Here is a 19,813-nt window from a genome sequence, read left to right as displayed (position 1 = left end):
CAACCCTTGGCCGTGTCGGAGCCCTTCGGCATGTTGCGCCGAGACGCCATTCGATTTCTAACCTTCCTTGGGGTCATTTTGGGCTTCAGCAGCTCGTTCTGCCTCGCGCCGCGCCTTCCAGCGGCGAGCTTGTTCGACAACCTTCGCGTCTTTCGCATCGCCGTCTCGTGAATAGACTTTGATTCCTTGTGGAGACTCACTCCATTTTTTCTGGTTCTTGCTGATGTCTTGGAGTGCCACCGCCGCGTGATGCACGCCAAGAATCTCTGGGAAGATCCGGGCCTTGAAAGGACGAAGGTCAATGACGACGTCGCTCTTCTGGGGATCAGCGTCAAGCCCCTCGTAGGTGACCACCCCTTTGTAGACCAACGGCAGGTCTTCCCGGTGTGCTCGCTCGGTGGCAACATCGAACAGCGTCCGCCATTCTTGGCTCGGAGCCAAAAAGGAGATCACCTCGGGAAGGATGACATCTTCCTGGCCCCCGTTACCGTCTGTGCGGTTGAGCGTGGGTGCGAACGAGAGACGGATGTTGCGACCCGCGGTCTGGCCATAATTCCGGACGACGAGATCGATGATGTGTGAGCCTATGGCGCTCTCCTCCAGGAAGGCCACGACGTATGGCTGCGATTTCTCCCGCTCGAGCTTCTTCGTTTGTTCACGTGCTGAAGAAGCCTCCTTCAGTTGGCCCCAAGCAATCCAGAGTGCGGCAGCAGCGATAAGAAATGTCAGAGCGCCAGCAACGGCTCCCATCCAGTCGGTAAAGCTTGGCTGGTTGTCTTGTATTGCTCGTAGCAGCTCAGCGAATTGCTCATCAGTCATGGAAGCAAGTCTGCCAGTGGCCACTGACAACCAATCACGGGCCTGGGTTTGCTGAAACGCGTGGTGTGTCCTAGATTTGACGCCTCGTCAAGGAACAGAACACTCCACCCTATGACGGCCCAGCGCTGACTACGGTGGCTGCGGTTTTCGTTTGCTTCGGGACCTCCGAAGCGCGATCACATCAGCAGATCGAAGTACGCCGTGTCGGAGTTCCACGCTATCGGATGCAGCAGCGTGCCGACCGCGGGATTAAGCGCGCTGTACATCTTGCCGTCGCCGGCGTAAATGCCTACGTGTCCCCAATTGTTCGGCCCCTGAGCATTCTGAACGACCAGGTCCCCCGGCTGCGGGTTGCGGGTCCGAACGCCCACCCTCCACTGCTCGACGCGTGGCAGGTTGATTCCTGCTTGACGATAGATCCACTGCACATATCCGGAGCAATCCCATGCTTTGAACGCTGTCCCGCCCCAAATGTAATGGCCACCGAGACCTTCCTTGGCGAACCGCAGGAGGTCCTTTCGAACCTGGCTTAGGTTCAGGTTCTGGATTGTTGACTGTGAGTCGCTCGCCGACTCTAAACAACTACTTGCAACCACACCGCCAGCGAGCGCATCGACTATTGCGTCGGCTTCCGGCTCCCACCGGGCGTACAGTTCAGGGAACGCTGAGACTTGGACGGCCTGTGCAGCTTGACCTTTACTCATGAACTGCCAGCCCGGGATGTCCAGCAATCCGCGGGGGCTTCCGTGGTTAGGTCCGTTTGGACCGCCGTAGAAGGCCCGCACGTTGTACGCGGGATCCATCAGCTGCTCGACGGTCCCCCAGCCGGCTGCGGGACGTTGTTGGGCAGTGCCGAGAGAATCATGGTCGCTGCCGATACCATCATGCGGGAAGCGGAGCGACGCAGGCACGTTGGAGTTCGCCAGAACTCTAAGGCTGGATTCCTGCAACGACATCATGATCGCGATGATCTGCCAGTCGCGAGGCACACCCATTTGCTTTCCGACTGAGATGTACAGCCCTGCAACGACAGCTTGCCGGGCAGACAGTATAGATGGCCCCTGACTGCCAGAGTCCACGCTCAGAGGGCTAGCCTCCTGGCCGGTGGACGGACACACAGGCGGGTTGGACTGCGGCATGATGCCAAGCGCCGCCACGCCGGCGGAAAAGGCCACAGCAGCGACCAGGACTATGGCTGCGGCGGCTGCCACCAGAGCCCGCAGAATCAAGCGGCGCTTGGCCACCGCCATGAGAACGGCAGGGGCCGGCATCAGTAGACGATCCTGTTGGCAGCGGCGTAGAACCCGACCACAACGCAATGATCTCGAGGGGCTGTGTCGGCCGGTGGACAGTTCATCATGACGCTCACGGGCGCTGTGTAAATGTTGCGAGAGGAGCCCGTTTGGTCCATCACCCGAAGGGAGACAGTACACACGTGCAATCCAGCCCAGGGCGCTGGCCGCTCACGCACCTTCGCCAGCTCAAAGTCGCAACGCAAGAACTGAACCGCAGCGGTTCTGCGGGCCCGCTGCCCCGCAAGGGACGCGTAAGTGCCGGCGTTTATCCCCGTGGCTTCGAACTCATGGACCAGCACCGTCAGAGGATTGGATCCGTCCGGCAGCACGTTCCACCAGCCACGAACCCGCGAGTAGACCTCTGAATAGGATGACGTCCGGGTGTCCCAGGTATAGATCGTTTTGGCTGCGGCGGAGGCTAGCTTGCGATAGTCAGTTGTCCGAGGTGAAGCCGGCACATCGCTGCCGCCGAGGGTGGGAGCCGACGTCGGCGCTGCGGCTGTCGATCTGCCCGCCGGCTTCGTCGACGCCTCCGGTGTGGGCTCCATAGGCAGCGGCGGAACCGGTTCCGCCACGGGCACCTGCACAGGACGGGTGAGAATAAAAACAACCGTGGCTACGGCCATCAAGACGATGACGATGAACCACCATCGACGCGTGCTGCGAGAAACAGGCAGCGAGTTACTTCGCGAGAACCACATATCAGCCTCCTCATCTGCTCATCGCAAGATGCCTGGCCACTGACATGATCAGCGAGCGCGCTGCATGCCGGCACGGATGATCCGCCACGAGGCTTGGTACAGCCGTCGGGCGAAACCGATCTGTACGGCCACATAGCGCTCGGTCACGCCAAGCTCTGCCGCCAAGGCTGCCAATGCCCTGGTTCGTTCTGGCCCACGAACTCCCGGACGGACGACAGCGGCAGCGGTTCGGCGGAGCACCTCGGTGGGCAGGCAAGCCGCAGCCCGCTCGCACAGATCGTCGATGTTGCAGACGGCCGTCGGATCAACTTCCAAGGCCTTCTCAACAGTCCTCGCCGTCTGACGGACCACTGTCACGGCACGCCACCGGCGGCGGTCCTGGTTCGACGGTAGGCCGTACCTGCGCGGCCCAGTGAGACTGCCCACGGCAAGTTCCCAGACTCCCGAAGGAACGCTCGAACGCGTCAGCTCGATGATCGTCCGAGCCCAGTCCTGATCAACAACTTTCTCTGCATCTCGGTCGCCCAACCTGTCCATACCCAAGAACGCCGCAGTATCAACCGACGCTGACCCGTCGCCGCGGTCAGGTTCCGTGAGAAGTGGAAGCGTTTGATGGCTCAGTTCCCGGCGGACGTACGCGGCACACACATTGCAACAGACGCCTTGCACCCAAGCCGCAAAGGGAACGCCGGGAAGCTGGTGATAACGGCCCCTTGTTACTCCATCCCACACGGCGACACGAATGTCTTGCATGACGTCGTCCGCGTCGGACGCCCGGCCAATACGGGCGAGGTGTGAAATGACGTATCCACGCACACTGTCGACGGCGACCATGATCTGATCGACTGGTACTGCGAGCGCAGTCTCCTCCGGACCCCTGCGCAGGGAGACATCAACGTAAATCCTGGTTGCTTGATCGTTCTGGGCTTGACCTGCCCTTGTTTCGACTCGCATGGCCTTCACCGCTTCGAGTAGACAATCCAATGAGTCCGGCGCCAGTACCAAAGCGGCGCCTCGAATGTGGAGGCGCGGAACTGAGACCAACCACAACTACAAAAAGACTATGGAAACTATTGTCAAAGATATCTAAAGTATCGTCAAGAGTCAGAGTCTTACTTTTTGTGCGGCGTTCGATAAGAATGGTCTTATGCCCAGGATTACCCAGCCGCACGACGAAGCATGGTCTGCCGATGTTGAGGCTGCCGTTGCCACGTTTGGCAACAGGGCGCGGAATGAGATCCTGCGCTTCCTTTCAGCGCATGGCCCGGCATCCAGAGGGGATATCGTCGCAGCGGTCAGCGCCGGTGAACCAAGTGTTGCAAAGCACCTGCTTGCACTAGAGGAGTCCGGTGCCGTCGTCGTTGATGTGGAACCAGGCCGGCGTCATGGCCGCTCACCACGGTATTCAACAAATCCCGCACGAATCAGGGAACTGTTGGCTGCCCATCTTGAGTATCTTCTGGAGGACTAGCGGCCGCCTGCTCACCTTCGGGATGGCGCCCAATGTCTCTATTCAAGTACTCAGAGATGGCCCTCAAAGTCTCGGGTGATACGTCTCCCAGGGTTCGAGCGGCGAAGGACTTTACGCGGGCCGCCCGGAGCGATTTAACAAATTCAAGCTGCGAGTCGATGCGCTCGGGCAGTTCAGTATCATCGTCGGTCAGATACGAGGGATTGACCTTGAAAATGCTGCAAAGCCCGGAGAGCAAGACCGGGTCGCTAACCAGACGGCCGGTCCCCTCTTTCATATAGAACCATCGCGCTCGGGAGAGCTTGATCCCCCTGGCCGCAAGCTCGGCTTGAACTTCCCTGAACGTCACCGGTTTCCCCCGCTCGGCGACCGCCGCGTCCAGCAAAAGGTTTAGCCTGCGCGCCAGCTGGGCTTGAGGAGACAATGTATCGCCGCGCCCAGACTCGGCACCCCGCATTGCCCACACTCCTCGTTCAACGGACGGGGGTCAGTCGGCTTAGTCAAGGCCTGGAACTCCCCTCCGCCCCAGTATTCCCTGAGTCGTTTGACTCGGCAATCAATTGCTCGATCCGGCCGTCGAGGTAAGAGATCAACACGAGACCAGACGATGGCCGCATCGGTAAGCCCCTAATTTCTGGAGCAGCCAGAGCCTGCCACATCCCCAGGACAACCTGCGGCAGCACCCCATGGGCATCCAGATGGAAGCAGACCTCCGTCAGCACGTCTTTGAGCGCACGCAAGAGCTCTGTTTGTTCTTCCTTTGAGTCGCAGCCCCAATAGCGTTCGCCACGAAGCATCTCGGCCGCATCCAGGAAGGCCTTGATCTGCGGATGGTCATCCATGACATCTCCTTGCTCGTCCGGCATCATCGGCCCATCAGCTGGCGGCTCCGTTGCATCATTTCCCCGGCGAGCCTCTTCCAACATGATCTGGGCGAGAGTAACCTGCTGCTGTAGACCCGTCTACAGCAGCAGGTCCCGCATACTTCTTGGGGTTGTGGTCTCTCCATGTCGAACATCCTGATGAACCGAACGCGAAGCCAAATTATCCGCTTCCTTCTGAGGAACGGCCCGTCGACCTGTGGCCAAATCGGAACGGGTCTCCGAGCTTCGCCGTCCACGATTCGCCGACAGCTCACTCTCTTGGGCCGTGCCGGCCTCGTACAACGCTCGTCCAATCAATTCGACGCCTCGGCCGAGCAGGTCCAGCGACAGGTCGAGGCCCTCGCGGAAAGCCTCAGCGCCCAGATCATGCCGACCGTCGGCTCTTCACCCATGAACTAAGAACCGAGCTGGCCATCGTGCTGGCAAGCACGACGGAGACCCAGATGACCTCACTTCCAAAACGCAGCCGAAGCATCGACACCGCAGACGAAACATGGCTGACACCGAAAGAGATCTGTGCGCTGCTACAGATCCCTGAGCAGACCTTCTACCAGTGGCGTGCCAAACACGCAGGACCGCGGGCGTACCGGATTGGCCGCCATCTTCGAATCAGCCGCAGCGACTTTGCCGCCTGGCTCGCCCTGCACGCCGAGGAATGACGCTCCCGATCATGCCGCCGGCGGGCACCTCGTCCATGAGTTAGAGCAGGACCCACAAAGGGCGCCGCTCCACGATGACAAGGGGATCGAAGACGGCATGAAACTCGAATTCTTCGAACCAGCCGAGGCTGCTTCGGTTCTAAAGTGTTCAGAGGCCTGGCTCCGCGACGGGGCTGCAAAGGGCGACTTCCCCCACTCTGTTTGGGGCAAGGGAAAGATCGTGTTTACGTCAGTGCACTTGAAAGAGATCGCTCTGCTGCGCGAAGTCCGGAGGACCGCCCAATCGCCAACGTCCGTCCGGGTAATTGGAACCCGGGCGCAGGCACGGCAGAAATCCTCCTAGCTGCCAGAGTCCAATTAGCTGCGCCAGATGGCTGCGGACCGTTCCACTGCATCGGCGGCGTCCTGGAGCGCCTGCGGCATCAGGTGCCCGTACACCTGCTCCGTTGTTCGAGTGGATGCATGCCCGAGCCGCCGGGACACTGTAAACAACGAAACGCCGTCCTGAATCAGCCAGGACGCATGCGTATGGCGCAGATCGTGGATGCGGGGTTCCTTGGTGAGCCCCCTAGCCCGTGCCGCCTTCACAGCAGGAACCCAGTAGTGATGCCAGTAGAGCTTGTGAATGATCCGTTCACCCTTGGGCGTGGTAAACAGGAGCTCTTTGCCAGGACAGCCGGCTACCAGGGGAACAAGAACGTCCACCAAGTGCGGGTTGAGTGAGACTGTTCTCTTCCCGGCCCCCGTCTTTGTCGCGCCGATGTAGTACTCCGAATCTTTTCCACGCTTCCACGCCTTGTTGATCCGGATTGTCGCCGGCTTGGACATGAGGTCGACGTCGGCCACGGTTACCGCAGTTGCTTCGCCGAAGCGGGTTCCAGTCATGACCAGGAACTCAGTGAAAGCCTTGTATCGCTCCCCCATGCCCTCGAGGATGAGCCCGAACTCAGCATGCGTCAGGAACATGGCTTCGTCCTCCGGTTTCTCACCGGACGGAAGCTGAACACCCCGGCATGGATTATCTTTCCGGTAGCGGAGCATCACGGCCGTTTCCATGGCCGCGAAGATCAGACCATGGTTATTCTTGATGGTTTTGGGCGACCGGCCCTTCGCCTGCATCGACTTGATCCAGTAGGTCATGTGGCGGTAATCAAGCTTGTCGACCGGAATGTGACCTATGACATCAGCGATATGCAGCTTCAACATCGTCTGGTAGGTATGCACGGTGCCCACAGACGGGCGCACCAGCAGATCGATGTGCTCCTGGATGACTGCGGCCACCGTCGGTGCCTTGGTCTGGTTCTGAACCATCGCGTGCTGCGCGATTTCGAACGACTGGTTATTGGCATCGAGGAGACGCTTCAGGGTGGTCGCTTCTGCTTCAGTAGCGAAAGTGATGCCGTGCTCTTTGCGCTTTGCAGGGTCACGCCAGCAGACCATGAACGAGGTGGAGCCGTCCTTTTTGGTGCGCCTTTTAATGCTGGCCATGGGCGAAATGCTACGCCGCTGTCCACACTTTTCGTAGATTTGTCCACAGCCAGCGGCAAGAAAGCCGCTGACCTGCGAGAACACTGTGCCCGAGGTGGGACTCGAACCCACACACCTTTCGATACCGCATTTTGAGTGCGGCGCGTCTGCCAATTCCGCCACTCGGGCGCGGAGTACACGGAGTAACAATCGTAGGCTCACAGCGAAGTGTGATCAACGCAGCCACTACCAGTGCGCGGAATTACTCTACATGCAGATAGGCTAAAACCCAGCATCGCGCCACCGCCGTCGCAACAAGCCATGCCGATCCAAGTACAAGCGCGGGGCCCAACTAAGATAGTCATAGTCCCGCCGTACCTTTTCAAGGAGATCCCGTGTCAGAACCGACGGAGTCAAACAAAACGTCCCAGCCGGCGCGCCGCGTAATTGTGGCCGAAGACGAAACCCTCATCCGCTTGGACATCATCGAAATCCTGCGCGGCGAAGGCTACGACGTCATCGGCGAGGCTGACAACGGCGAGAAGGCCGTGCAGCTGGCCGAGGAGCTCAAGCCGGACCTGGTCCTCATGGACGTCAAGATGCCCGTCATGGACGGCATCTCCGCAGCCGAGAAGATCGTCAAGGCGCGCATCGCCCCCGTGGTCCTCCTCACCGCCTTCAGCCAGAAGGAACTCGTGGAGCGCGCCCGCGACGCCGGCGCCATGGCCTACGTCGTGAAGCCGTTCACCCCGGCCGACCTGATCCCCGCACTGGAGATCGCCCTGTCCCGGCACGAGGAGATCAAGGCCCTCGAAAGCGAGGTCACCGACCTTCAGGAGCAGTTCGCCACCCGCAAGCTCGTAGAACGCGCCAAGAGCCTGTTGACCACCAAGATGGGCCTGACGGAGCCGGAGGCTTTCCGCTGGATCCAGAAGACCTCGATGGACCGCCGCCTCAGCATGCGTGAAGTGGCCGAAACCATCATCAACCAGGTCAACTAGCCAACAAGCTACACAAAGCGGAAGGACCCCGGCAACCTGCCGGGGTCCTTCCGTTTTTCCGTGCCAAAAACACAAAACAAAAAAGGAGGACCCCTGCCACCAATGAACTGGTGGCGGGGATCCTCCCTTTCAGGACCTAGCTACTCAGCCGGAGCGGCTGCAGCCTTGTTCTTCTTCTTCTTTTCAGGCCACGGGCCGAGCTTTTCCTTCTTCTCGGCGGCTTCGCCGAGGCGCGGGGTGTCGGCGAGGTCGCCCACCTTATGGACCTTCAGCGAGTTGGTGGAACCGGCTTTTCCGGGAGGGGAACCGGCAGCGATGACCACGAGGTCGCCGTCTTCCACCAGTCCCATGTCCAGCAGGCTGCGGTCCACTTGTGCGGTCATCTCATCCGTGTGGCCCACCATGGCAACCAGCTGCGGCTGGATGCCCCAGGTCAGCGCCAGCTGGTTCCACACGTGCTCCACCGGAGTGAACGCGAAGACCGGCTTGATCGGGCGGAGGCGGGACAGACGGCGTGCCGAGTCACCGGACTGGGTGAACGTACAGATGTACTTGGCGTCCAGCTGGTCGGCGATTTCGACGGCGGCACGGGTGATGGCGCCACCACGGGTCTTCGGCTTGGTGCCCAGCGGGGGGACGCGCTCCAGGCCGTGCTCCTCGGTGGACTCGATGATCCGGGCCATGGTCTTGACCGTCTCGATCGGGAACTTGCCCACGCTGGTCTCGCCGGAGAGCATCACCGCGTCGGCGCCGTCGAGCACGGCGTTGGCGCAGTCGGAGGCCTCAGCACGGGTCGGGCGCGGGTTGTCGATCATGGACTCCAGCACCTGGGTGGCCACGATGACCGGCTTGGCCCAGCGGCGTGCCAGTTCGATGGCACGCTTCTGCACGATCGGCACTTCCTCCAGCGGAAGCTCCACGCCCAGGTCGCCACGGGCCACCATGATCGCGTCGAATGCGTCGATGATCTCATGGAGCTGCTCCACGGCCTGCGGCTTTTCGATCTTGGCGATCACCGGTACGCGGCGGCCTTCTTCGTCCATGATCTCGTGGACGCGCTTGATGTCGGAGGCGTCACGGACGAAGGACAGGGCTATGAGGTCCACGCCGCGGCGCATGGCCCAGCGGAGATCGTCCTCGTCCTTTTCGCTCAGTGCGGGGACGTTGACGGCAACACCGGGGAGGTTGATGCCCTTGTTGTTGGACACAAAGCCGCCCACGGTCACCTTGGCCACAACCTTGACGTCGTCCACCTCGATGGCGCGCAGCGCAACCTTGCCGTCGTCAATGAGCAGGGCGTCGCCCGGGTTGACGTCCTCGGTGAGGCTCTTGAGCGTGGTGGAGCAGATCTCCTTGGTGCCCGGCACATCCTCAGTGGTGATCGTGAAGATGTCCCCCACTGCCAGCTCGTGGGGACCGTCAACGAAGCGGCCCAGGCGGATCTTGGGGCCCTGCAGGTCGGCCATGATGGCCACAGCCTTGCCCAGATCGGACGCGGCCTTACGGACATTCTCATAGGTGTTGTCATGCACGGAGTAGTCGCCGTGGCTCATGTTCATGCGGGCTACGTCAACGCCGGCTTCCAGCACCGCGAGGGTGTTTTCATAGCTGGCAATGGCCGGTCCGAAGGTGGCCACAATCTTTGCGCGTCTCATATACCTACCCTATTTGTCACTTGCATTGGTTAAGTTGTCGCGGAGATGAATTCCATCCCCAGGTCGGCGCTACAGGACGGCTATGGCGCGGTCCGTCGGAGCCACAGGCGCAGGAAGGATGGTGCTTCCCATCAGGTACTTGTCCACCGCCGCCGCGGCGGCACGGCCTTCGGCGATGGCCCACACGATCAGGGACTGGCCGCGGCCGGCATCGCCTGCCACGAAGACACCCTCGGTGTTGGTCATGTAGTAGCCGTCGCGGGCCACGTTGCCGCGGCCGTCGAACTCGGCGTGGACCTGCTCGGTGATCCCGGCCGGTTCAGGTCCGGTGAAGCCCAGCGACAGGAAGACCAGGTCGGCGGGGATGATCCGCTCAGTGCCGGCCTTGGGCAGGCGCTTGCCGTCCACGAATTCGGTCTCTGCGACCTTGACGCCAGTCAGCTTGCCGTCCTCGCCCACAAACTCAACGGTGGAGGCGAGATACGTGCGCTCACCGCCTTCCTCGTGGGCACTGGCGACCTCGAAGAGGGTGGGGAACGTCGGCCACGGCTGGTGGCCGGCGCGCTCCATCGGGGGCTGCTTGCCGATGGCCAGGGTGGTCACGGAGGCTGCCTGGTGACGGTGGGCCGTCCCGATGCAGTCCGCACCGGTGTCGCCGCCACCAAGGATGACGACGTGCTTGCCGCGGGCGTCGATGTGATTCTCCGGGGACTCCCCTGCCACCACGCGGTTGGAGGGGACAAGGTAATCCATGGCGAAGTGCACGCCAGCGAGGTCGCGGCCCGGGATGGGCAGGTCACGCGGCACGGTGGCACCCGTGGCGATGACCACGGCGTCGTAGCGGCGGCGAAGCTGCTCCCAGGTGACGTCCGTACCGACGGCGACGCCGGTGCGGAAGCGGGTGCCTTCGGCCTTCATCTGCTCGAGCCGGCGGTCCACCTGCTCTTTTTCCATCTTGAAGTCGGGGATGCCGTAGCGCAGCAGGCCGCCGATCTTGTCGTCCCGTTCGTAGACGGCCACGGTGTGGCCAACGCGGGTCAGCTGCTGTGCAGCCGCCAGGCCGGCAGGGCCGGAACCGACGACGGCGACCGTCTTGCCGGTGAGGCGGTGCGGCGGCAGCGGGTTGACCCAGCCGTTGTCGAAGGCCTCATCGATGATGGACACCTCCACCTGCTTGATGGTCACCGCGGGCTGGTTGATGCCCAGCACACAGGACGCCTCGCACGGGGCGGGGCAGAGCCGGCCGGTGAACTCCGGGAAGTTGTTGGTGGCGTGCAGCCGCTCAATCGCTTCCTCGCCCTTGTCCCGCCACATGAGGTCGTTCCACTCGGGAATCAGGTTTCCCAGGGGGCAGCCCTGGTGGCAGAACGGCACGCCGCAGTCCATGCAGCGGCCAGCCTGGCTCTTCAGGACACCCTTCTCCTGGGCCTCGTAAACTTCCTTCCAGTCCATGATGCGGACGGGAACGGGACGGCGCGGCTGGGTTTCACGCTGACGTACTTTCAGAAATCCGCGTGGATCAGCCACCGGTCACCTCCAGGATTCTAGACCAAACTTCTTCGCCGTCGGGGTCAAGGCCCTCTTCGATAGCGTCAAGACGGGTTTGCAGCACTGCGGCGTAGTCACGCGGCAGCACCTTGGTAATGCGGGCAGCGGTGTCGTCGAAGTTGTCGAGCAGACGCGCGGCCAGCTGGGATTCGGTTTCCTCCAGATGCTTGACCAGCAGGCCGTGGACGATGTCGCGGTCCTCGGCGTCCAGCTCGAGGAGCTGGAGTTCGCCGGACTCGAGGGCCTGCTTGTTGACGCGTTCAGTCCGCAGGTCCAGCACGTAGGCCGTCCCGCCGGACATGCCGGCGCCAAAGTTGCGGCCTGTGCGGCCGATGATCAGCGTCTGGCCGCCGGTCATGTACTCGCAGCCGTGGTCGCCGATGCCTTCAACAACCGCGGTGGCACCCGAGTTGCGGACCAGGAAGCGTTCGCCCACCTGGCCGCGCAGGAACAGCTCGCCGCTCGTGGCGCCGTAGCCGATCACGTTGCCCGCAACGACGTTGCGTTCGGCCTGGAACACGTTGGTGCGGTCCGGGCGGACGATGATCCGGCCGCCGGAGAGTCCCTTGCCGACGTAGTCGTTGGAGTCGCCGTACATGCGCAGCGTAATGCCGGCAGGCAGGAAAGCGCCCAGCGACTGCCCGGCGGTGCCGTTCAGCGTGATGTCAATCGTGTCCGTGGCCAGCACGTCCGTTCCGAACGTCTTGGTCACAACGTGGCCCAGCATGGTGCCCACCGACCGATCGGTGTTGATGACGTCCACCGTGATCTTCACCGGGGCACGGTCGGTCAGCGCCTCGGCGGCCATGGTGATGAGCCGCTGGTCGAAGTGCTTGTCCAGCTCGTGGTTCTGGCCGGTCAGGTTCCGCAGCGGGGCGTCGTCGTCGAACTCGAGGCCGTGAAGGATCGGATCCAGGTCCAGGCCCTCGGCCTTCCAGTGGCTGATGGCGTCCTGGGCGTCCAGCATTTCGGCGTGGCCGATCGCTTCCTCGATGCTCCGGAAACCCAGCTCCGCGAGGATTTCGCGGACTTCCTCGGCCAGGAACTCGAAGAAGTTGACCACGAACTCCGGCTTGCCGGTGAAGCGGGCGCGCAGCTCGGGGTTCTGGGTGGCAACGCCCACCGGGCAGGTGTCAAGGTGGCAGACGCGCATCATGATGCAGCCCTCAACCACCAGCGGTGCCGTGGCGAAGCCGAATTCCTCGCCGCCCAGCAGGGCAGCAATGACGACGTCGCGACCGGTTTTGAGCTGGCCGTCCACCTGCACCACAACGCGGTCGCGCAGGCCGTTGAGCATGAGGGTCTGCTGAGTCTCTGCGAGACCCAGTTCCCACGGAACACCGGCGTGCTTGAGCGAGTTCAGCGGCGAGGCGCCGGTACCGCCGTCGTGCCCGGAAACAAGCACGACGTCGGCCTTGGCCTTGGTGACGCCGGCGGCAACTGTGCCGATTCCCACCTCGGAGACGAGCTTGACGTGCACCCGGGCCGAGGGGTTCGCGCGCTTCGCATCGTAGATGAGCTGCGCGAGGTCCTCGATCGAGTAGATGTCGTGGTGCGGGGGCGGGGAAATGAGTCCGACGCCGGGCGTCGAGTGGCGCGTCCGGGCAACCCAGGGGTAGACCTTCTGGGCCATCAGCTGGCCGCCTTCGCCGGGCTTCGCACCCTGGGCCATCTTGATCTGGATGTCGTCCGCGTTGGTCAGGTAGAGGCTCGTGACGCCGAAGCGGCCCGAGGCAATCTGCTTGACGGCGGAACGGCGCTCGGGATCGAGCAGGCGATCCACGTCCTCGCCGCCTTCACCGGTGTTGGACTTGCCGCCCAGCCGGTTCATGGCGATCGCGAGGGTCTCGTGGGCTTCCTTGGAGATCGAGCCGTAGCTCATGGCACCCGTGGAGAAGCGCTTGACGATGCTGGAGACCGGCTCGACTTCCTCGAGCGGCACGGCGGGACGCGCGCCGTCCTTGAACTTCAGCAGACCGCGCAGGGTCATCAGGTTCTCGGACTGATCATCCACGCCCTTGGTATAGGCCTTGAAGATGTCGTAGCGGCGCTCACGCGTAGCGTGCTGCAGCCGGAAGACGGTCTCCGGGTTGAAGAGGTGCGGCTCGCCGTCGCGGCGCCACTGGTACTCGCCGCCGCCCAGCAGGGGACGGTGCGGCTGCTCAATGCCGCCCTCGGGGTAGGCCATCTGGTGCCGCGCGGAAACTTCTGCCGCGATGACGTCCAGGCCCACGCCGCCCAACTGGGAATGCGTGCCGGCGAAGAATTCGTCCACCAGTTCCTGGCCCAGGCCAAGCGCTTCGAACGTCTGGGCGCCTGTGTAGGACGCAACAGTGGAGATGCCCATCTTGGACATGATCTTCAGGACGCCCTTGCCGAGGCCCTTGATCAGGTTGTAGACGCCGTCCTGCGGGGTCACGCCCACGACGTCGCCGGCGGTAATCAGCTGCTCCACGGATTCCATGGCGAGGTACGGGTTGACGGCGGAGGCACCGTAGCCGATGAGCACGGCCACGTGGTGCGTCTCGCGGACGTCGCCGGCTTCGACAACGAGGGCGGTCTTGGTGCGGTTGGCGCTGCGCAGCAGGTGGTGGTGCACGGCGCTGACCAGCAGCAGCGACGGGATCGGGGCCCACTGCGCGTTGGAGTCGCGGTCCGACAGGACGACATACTGCACGCCGCGGTTGATGGCGCCGGACACCTGCTCGCAGATTTCGGTGAGCCGGGCACGCAGCGCGTTCTCGCCGCCCTCGGGGCGGTAGAGGCCGCGGACCTTCATGGCCACCTTGTCGCCGTCGGCGTTCTCGATGTTGGCGATCTTCGCGAGCTGGTCGTTGTTGATCACCGGGAACGGCAGGGAGACCTGCGGCTGGCGCACCTGCTTGGTGTCCAGGAGGTTGCCGTTGGGGCCGATGGCGCAGGTCAGGGAGGTGACCAGCTCTTCACGGATGGCGTCCAGCGGCGGGTTGGTCACCTGCGCGAAGGACTGCACGAAGTAGTCGAAGAGCAGGCGGGGGCGCTTTGACAGCACAGCCACCGGGGTGTCGGAGCCCATGGCGCCCAGCGGTTCGGCGCCGGTGCGGGCCATCGGGCCCAGCAGGATCTTAAGCTCTTCGGTGGTGTAGCCGAAGGTCCGCTGGCGGATGTTCACGGACGCGGCGGTGTGCACCACGTGCTCGCGTTCCGGCAGCTCGTTGAGGTCAATCAGGTTGTCCTTGACCCACTCGGCCCAGGGGTTCGCCGCGGCGACCTCGGCCTTGACCTCGTCATCGCCGATGATCCGGCCGGCCTCGGTGTCCACCAGGAACATCTTGCCGGGCGAGACGCGGCCCTTCTTGACCACCTTGGAGGGTTCGACGTCGATGACGCCCACCTCGGAGGCGAAGACGACCAGGCCGTCCTCGGTGATCCAGTAGCGGCCGGGGCGCAGGCCGTTGCGGTCCAGGGTTGCGCCCACGAGGGCGCCGTCGGTGAACGACACGGCGGCGGGGCCGTCCCAGGGTTCCATCAGGAGGGAGTGGTACTCGTAGAACGCCTTGCGTGCCGGATCCATCGTGGCGTGGTTTTCCCAGGCCTCGGGGATCATCATCATGATCGCGTGGGTGATGGGGCGGCCGGACAGCCACAGCAGTTCGGCCACTTCATCGAAGGATGCGGAGTCGGACGCGCCCGGGGTGCAGATCGGGAACAGCTCTTCCGGCGAGTCGCCCAGCAGCGGGTTCGCGAGCTGGGACTGGCGGGCGCGCATCCAGTTCCGGTTGCCCTTGACGGTGTTGATTTCGCCATTGTGGGCGATGGTGCGGAACGGCTGGGCCAGCGGCCAGGACGGGAAGGTGTTGGTGGAGAAGCGCGAGTGGACGATCGCCAGCTTGGTCTTGAAGCGCTTGTCCGAAAGGTCCGGGTAGAACGGCTCCAGCTGGGCCGTGGTCAGCATGCCCTTGTAGACGATGGTCCGCGAGGACAGCGACGGGAAGTAGACGCCGAACTTGTTCTGGGCGCGCTTGCGGATGCGCCAGGCGCGGCCGTCCAGGTCGTTGCGGTCAAGCTGCTCACCGGTTGCCGAGGCGAAGAACGGCTGGGAGAAGTACGGCATGCAGGCGCGCGCCATGGCACCGACAAGATCGGCGACGACGGGAACTTCGCGCCAGCCAAGGACGGTCAGTCCCTCGTCGGCGGCCAGGCCCTCGATGCCGGCCTTGGCGGCGCCGGCCTCGCGCTGCTCGGCAGGCAGGAAGGCGGTGCCCACCACGTACTGGCCGGGGGCCGGCAGTTCGAATTCGGTGACGGCACGGAAGAACTCGTCCGGCACCTGCATCAGGAGGCCGGCGCCATCACCCGTTCCCTCATCTGCGCCGACGGCACCGCGGTGCTCGAGGTTGCGCAGGGCGGTAAGGGCGGCGTCGACGATGTCGTAGCCGGGCTCGCCGCGCAGGGTGGCGATAATCGCAAGACCGCAGGCGTCCTTCTCCTGCTCCGGGTTGTAGAGCCCGGCTGCCTCGGGGAGCGCCGCGAACCGCTTGAACGGCGACATGGCGGCGTCCGGCTGGTTCGATTCGGACCAGCTGGGGCTTGAAAGAGTTTGGGTCATGGGAGACGTCCTTCCTCCTGATCGTGCGTATGGAAGGGACAACGTTGGCCCCACTCAGAGCGCCACTGTGATGGGCGCAACAAAGTGTTAATGCTTATTGGAAATTGTAGGGCAGGCATACCTGCTGAACTAACAGTTACGCAGGCTTCCGCCCCGGGCTTGACCGGTCAGCAGCTCTATGCTGACCGGAGTTGGCCTCTGCCACGACGCTGTGGGTGTCGGGCGCTCCGAGCGGTAACTCTCTGCTGCCCTGGTACCGGCGCCTTCTAGCGTGAGCTGTCGGCCTCCGGTGCGGTCCCGGTCCCTGTGCCACCGGACTTTCCGATGTTCCGCGACTCCGCGCCGGTTGGGGTTCCGCCGGTGGATGCCGGGACTGCTTCCGTTTGCGCAGAAGCTAGCCCGGAACCGTTTTGGTTATCAGGGAGATTATCACGCGATTCACTATCTGAGACAACAGGGTCCGTATCACGGACCGGATTGCCGGTCACATTTGGAGCGGAACCGGGTTCCTTTGACCCGTCCCCGACCACCGACGATCCGGCGGCTTCAGCACTGGCCGGCGTCCCGCCGTCGGCTTTTGCGGCAACCGCAGGGGCCGGCTCCCGGCCCGGCAGGTAAACACTGTCCGCGTTGCCGTCCTTGCGCCGGCCCAGCCAGATGAACGCGGCCAATGCGGCGAGGAACACGAAGATACTGGTCCAGACGTTCAGCCGGGTGGTGATGCCGAACAGGCTTATCTGCTCGGCGTCGTCGATCCGCATGGCCTCGATCCAGACCCGTCCCAGCGTGTAGTACATGGCATACAGCCAGAAGAGCCGGCCGCGGCGGAAGTGGAACCGGCGGTCGAGGGCCAGGAGGATCAGCACACCCGCGATGTTCCACAGCGATTCATAGAGGAACGTGGGGTGGAAGAGGGTATCCGCCGGGTAGCCGGCCGGGAAGTTCGCGTTGTCCGCGTCCACCTGAAGCCCCCACGGCAGCGTGGTGGGGCCGCCGAACAGCTCCTGGTTGAAGTAGTTTCCCCACCGGCCGAGGGCCTGCGCCAGCAGAAGCCCGGGAGCGGCTGCATCCAGGAATGCCGTGAGCTTGACGCCTGCACGGCGGCAGCCGATCCAGGCGCCGAAGGCACCCAGCACCACGGCGCCCCAGATTCCGAGGCCGCCGCGCTGGATCTGCGGGATCAAGGACAGGTCCCCAGTGCCGTCGAAGCCCGGACCGAAGTACGCGTCCGGGGACGAGAACACATGGTAAAGCCGGCCGCCGATGATGCCGAAGGGAATGGCCCAGATGGCGATGTCCCAGACGCTGCCTTCAGGCGCTCCGCGCTTGGCCCAGCGGACGGACGTCAGCCACAGGCCGACGACAATGCCCGCCAGGATGCACAGGGCGTAGGCATGGATGCGGAGCGATCCCCACGGCAGCGGAATATCGAACCCGGACCAGGCCGGGCTCGGGATGCTTGCGGGCACCATGCCGGCTGGAACCAGTGCGGCTGCGGTGAGGAGCGTCTGCATGGTGGCGGTTACTTCCTGGTCAGTCCGGTACTGAGGTCTTTGGTGAGCTGCGCGACGGCGTCCACGCCGCCGTCGCGGACGGCGGCAACGAGCGCCGAGCCGACGATCACACCGTCCGCGTAGGCCGCGATCTCCGCGACCTGCTCGGCGGTGGAGACGCCGAGGCCCACGCACACGCGTTCCGCGCCGGCCGCCTTGGCCGCGGCCACGACGTCCTCGGCCGCCGAGCTCACCGACGAGCGGGCGCCCGTGACGCCCATGATGGAGACGGCGTAGACGAAGCCCCGGCTCGCGTCCACGGTCCGGCGCATGCGCTCGGGGGTGGAGGAGGGCGCCACCAGGAAGACACGGTCCAGGCCGTACTTCTCCGACGCGTCCATCCACTCGGCTGCCTCGTCCGGGATCAGGTCCGGGGTGATCAGCCCCGCTCCCCCGGCCTCGGCCAGGCGGCGCGAAAACTCGTCCACACCCATGCGGACCACGGGGTTCCAGTACGTCATGACCAGGACCGCGGCGTCCGTCTGGCTGGTGATGCCAGCCACGACGTCAAAGACCTGGCGGACGGAGAACCCCTTCGCCAGGGCCTCGGTGGTGGCCGCCTGGATGACCGGGCCGTCCATGACCGGGTCGGAGTACGGAATGCCGATTTCGATCAGGTCGGCGCCGTTGCGCGCCAGGGCGATGCCGGCGGCGATGGTCTCCTCGACGCTGGGGTACCCGGCGGGCAGGTAGCCGATCAGGGCCACGCGGCCCTCCGCGCGGGCCTTGTCGATGGCGATGGCCGACTTGCTGGTGGCCGACTTGCTGGTGGTCTGCGCCGTGGTCACAGCTGCTCCCCTTCCTTGCCGATGGCTGCTTCGGCCGAGTTCTTGTCCAGGAGGTCGAACCACTCCGCGGCCGTGGCCACGTCCTTGTCGCCCCTGCCGGACAGGTTCACCACCACGATCTTGTCCGACGCCCCGGCGGCGCCGCCCTCTGCTGCCAGCCGCTGGCCCACCTTAATGGCGCCAGCGAGGGCGTGCGAGGACTCGATGGCCGGAATGATGCCCTCGGTGCGGCACAGGAGCTTGAAGGCTTCCATGGCTTCGCTGTCCGTGATCGGCTCGTAGCTGACGCGTCCGATGTCGGCGAGGTAGGAGTGCTCCGGTCCGACGCCGGGGTAGTCCAGGCCGGCCGAAATGGAGTGCGACTCGATGGTCTGGCCGTCGTCGTCCTGCATGAGGTAGGACCGTGCGCCGTGCAGCACACCGGGCCGGCCGAGCGTGATGGTGGCCGCGTGGCGGCCGGTCTCGACGCCGTCACCGCCTGCTTCAAAACCGTAGATCTTCACGGAGGGGTCATCGAGGAAACCGTGGAAGATGCCGATCGCGTTGGAGCCACCGCCGATGCAGGCGCAGACGGCGTCCGGCAGCCGGCCAGCCTGCTCAAGGATCTGGGCGCGTGCCTCTTCGCCGATGACTTCGTGGAAGTAGCGGACCAGGGCCGGGAACGGGTGGGCGCCCGCTGCCGTGCCCAGCAGGTAGTGGGTGTTGCCGACGTTGGCTACCCAGTCCCTGAGGGCTTCGTTGATGGCGTCCTTGAGGGTCTGCGAACCGTTGGTGACGGGGATGACCTTGGCGCCCAGGAGTTCCATCCGGGCCACATTCAGCGCCTGGCGGCGGCAGTCTTCGGCGCCCATGTAAACGACGCATTCCAGGCCCAGCAGGGCGGCAGCAGTGGCGCTGGCTACGCCGTGCTGGCCGGCGCCGGTCTCGGCGATGACGCGGGTCTTGCCCATCCGCTTGGCAAGGAGCGCCTGGCCCAGCACGTTGTTGATCTTGTGCGAGCCGGTGTGGTTCAGGTCCTCGCGCTTGAGGAAGATCCGGACTCCGCCGGCATGCTCGGCAAAGCGCTTGGCCTCGGTCAGGAGGGAGGGCCGGCCTGAGTAGTTCTTGTTCAGGTCCGCGATCTGCGCGATGAACTCGGGATCGGCCTTGGCCTTCTCGAACGTGTCCTCGAGCTCGTCCAGGGCGGCGATCAGTGACTCAGGCATCCACCGGCCGCCGTAGGCGCCGAAGTAGGGTCCTGGGGCGTGGCGCAGCGAGGTGCCTCCCTGCAGGAATGCATCCACCGTGCCCTCGTCAGAGCCTGCTGTTGGCGCGTCGGCCATCAGTCTCACCATCCTGTTCACTTTTTCTGGTTGATGTCAGGCGCCATCCGGCCGCACGGCGT

General features: G+C 63.9%; 16 protein-coding genes and 1 tRNA gene. 3 read left to right on the top strand and 14 right to left on the bottom strand.

Annotated elements, in window-relative coordinates; all coding sequences use genetic code 11:
* Window positions 1-57: 57 nt before the first annotated feature.
* From QFZ33_RS10350 to QFZ33_RS10325, 6 genes are all read right to left on the bottom strand, one after another.
* A complete protein-coding gene (locus tag QFZ33_RS10350; RefSeq protein ID WP_307027133.1) occupies window positions 58-819 on the bottom strand; it encodes a hypothetical protein in 762 nt (253 codons plus the stop codon).
* A 176-nt stretch (window positions 820-995) separates the two neighbouring features.
* On the bottom strand, window positions 996-1,808 hold the full coding sequence (locus QFZ33_RS10345) for a C40 family peptidase (RefSeq protein ID WP_307027131.1): 813 nt from the start codon (window positions 1,806-1,808) through the stop codon (window positions 996-998).
* Between the two features lie 281 nt (window positions 1,809-2,089).
* Window positions 2,090-2,815, bottom strand: coding sequence for a hypothetical protein (locus tag QFZ33_RS10340; RefSeq protein WP_307027129.1), 726 nt, complete (start codon window positions 2,813-2,815; stop codon window positions 2,090-2,092).
* A 48-nt stretch (window positions 2,816-2,863) separates the two neighbouring features.
* Window positions 2,864-3,241 (bottom strand): hypothetical protein, encoded by a 378-nt coding sequence (locus tag QFZ33_RS10335; protein WP_307027126.1) that lies wholly within the window; start codon window positions 3,239-3,241, stop codon window positions 2,864-2,866.
* Window positions 3,242-4,239: 998 nt separating this feature from the next.
* A complete protein-coding gene (locus QFZ33_RS10330) occupies window positions 4,240-4,743 on the bottom strand; it encodes a hypothetical protein (RefSeq protein WP_307027124.1) in 504 nt (167 codons plus the stop codon).
* 43 nt (window positions 4,744-4,786) lie between these two features.
* Entirely contained in the window at window positions 4,787-5,128 is a 342-nt protein-coding gene (locus QFZ33_RS10325) for a hypothetical protein (protein WP_307027122.1), read from the bottom strand.
* Between the two features lie 165 nt (window positions 5,129-5,293).
* On the opposite strand from QFZ33_RS10325, the gene QFZ33_RS23885 reads away from it, so the two are divergent.
* Window positions 5,294-5,569, top strand: coding sequence for a winged helix-turn-helix domain-containing protein (locus QFZ33_RS23885; protein ID WP_373427255.1), 276 nt, complete (start codon window positions 5,294-5,296; stop codon window positions 5,567-5,569).
* Between the two features lie 44 nt (window positions 5,570-5,613).
* On the top strand, window positions 5,614-5,829 hold the full coding sequence (locus QFZ33_RS10320) for a helix-turn-helix domain-containing protein (RefSeq protein WP_307027120.1): 216 nt from the start codon (window positions 5,614-5,616) through the stop codon (window positions 5,827-5,829).
* 357 nt (window positions 5,830-6,186) lie between these two features.
* On the opposite strand, the gene QFZ33_RS10315 is transcribed toward QFZ33_RS10320, so the two are convergent.
* Window positions 6,187-7,317, bottom strand: a complete 1,131-nt coding sequence (locus tag QFZ33_RS10315; RefSeq protein ID WP_307027119.1) for a tyrosine-type recombinase/integrase — start codon at window positions 7,315-7,317, stop codon at window positions 6,187-6,189.
* Between the two features lie 86 nt (window positions 7,318-7,403).
* Window positions 7,404-7,485: transfer RNA gene (locus tag QFZ33_RS10310), tRNA-Leu, on the bottom strand.
* A gap of 206 nt (window positions 7,486-7,691) precedes the next feature.
* Between QFZ33_RS10310 and QFZ33_RS10305 the strand changes: the two genes are divergently transcribed.
* Complete coding sequence (locus tag QFZ33_RS10305; RefSeq protein WP_102973101.1) at window positions 7,692-8,297, top strand: ANTAR domain-containing response regulator; 606 nt, start codon at window positions 7,692-7,694, stop codon at window positions 8,295-8,297.
* A gap of 140 nt (window positions 8,298-8,437) precedes the next feature.
* Here the strand turns inward: QFZ33_RS10305 and pyk are convergent, their stop codons facing one another.
* The 6 genes from pyk to trpB form a co-directional block, all read right to left on the bottom strand.
* A complete protein-coding gene (pyk, locus tag QFZ33_RS10300) occupies window positions 8,438-9,952 on the bottom strand; it encodes a pyruvate kinase (protein ID WP_307027116.1) in 1,515 nt (504 codons plus the stop codon).
* A gap of 69 nt (window positions 9,953-10,021) precedes the next feature.
* Window positions 10,022-11,479, bottom strand: a complete 1,458-nt coding sequence (locus tag QFZ33_RS10295; protein ID WP_307027114.1) for a glutamate synthase subunit beta — start codon at window positions 11,477-11,479, stop codon at window positions 10,022-10,024.
* Window positions 11,472-16,088, bottom strand: a complete 4,617-nt coding sequence (gene gltB / locus QFZ33_RS10290; protein WP_307027112.1) for a glutamate synthase large subunit — start codon at window positions 16,086-16,088, stop codon at window positions 11,472-11,474. The genes QFZ33_RS10295 and gltB overlap by 8 nt, the downstream gene beginning before the upstream one ends.
* 266 nt (window positions 16,089-16,354) lie before the next feature.
* Window positions 16,355-17,602, bottom strand: coding sequence for a prolipoprotein diacylglyceryl transferase (gene lgt, locus QFZ33_RS10285; protein WP_307027109.1), 1,248 nt, complete (start codon window positions 17,600-17,602; stop codon window positions 16,355-16,357).
* Window positions 17,603-17,610: 8 nt separating this feature from the next.
* Window positions 17,611-18,429, bottom strand: coding sequence for a tryptophan synthase subunit alpha (gene trpA, locus QFZ33_RS10280; protein WP_307027108.1), 819 nt, complete (start codon window positions 18,427-18,429; stop codon window positions 17,611-17,613).
* Entirely contained in the window at window positions 18,426-19,751 is a 1,326-nt protein-coding gene (gene trpB, locus QFZ33_RS10275) for a tryptophan synthase subunit beta (protein ID WP_307027107.1), read from the bottom strand. The genes trpA and trpB overlap by 4 nt, the downstream gene beginning before the upstream one ends.
* Between the last annotated feature and the right edge of the window lie 62 nt (window positions 19,752-19,813).

The organism is Arthrobacter globiformis, from assembly GCF_030815865.1.
In the GTDB taxonomy this organism is placed as follows: Bacteria; Actinomycetota; Actinomycetes; order Actinomycetales; family Micrococcaceae; genus Arthrobacter; species Arthrobacter globiformis_B.
This window is presented reverse-complemented; position numbering and strand designations above follow the sequence as displayed.